General features: G+C 45.6%; 1 protein-coding gene. It reads right to left on the bottom strand.

Going from position 1 to position 270, the window contains the following annotated elements:
* Window positions 1-270, bottom strand: a 270-nt coding sequence (locus R0J92_RS23190) for a S41 family peptidase (protein ID WP_411053404.1), incomplete at both ends; no start/stop codon positions are given.

The raw sequence follows: 270 nt of genomic DNA, 5'->3' as shown, positions 1-270 counted from the left end.
ACAGTTGCAGTTTCACTTCGGTTCCCGACTCGCCACGGATCAACTTAGAGGCTTGCTCTAAGCTCAGTAAAGCAGTGGGTTGACCATTAATGGCAACAATTTCATCTCCGGCTTGAATTCCGGCTGCTGCTGCGGGAGAATCAGGAAGGGGTTCAACAACAGTTAAGGATTGATTTTTTTCATTGATTTCAAGGCGCAAGCCGACACCAGATAATTCCCCTGAGGTTTGCTGGGTTAAAGATTCATATTCTTTCGGATCTAAAAAACGAG

Origin of the sequence: Tritonibacter sp. SIMBA_163 (assembly GCF_046535935.1) — a bacterium.
In the GTDB taxonomy this organism is placed as follows: Bacteria; Pseudomonadota; Alphaproteobacteria; order Rhodobacterales; family Rhodobacteraceae; genus Epibacterium; species Epibacterium scottomollicae.
Note: the sequence above shows the minus strand (reverse complement) of the source record. Positions and strands in the feature narration are given on the sequence as shown.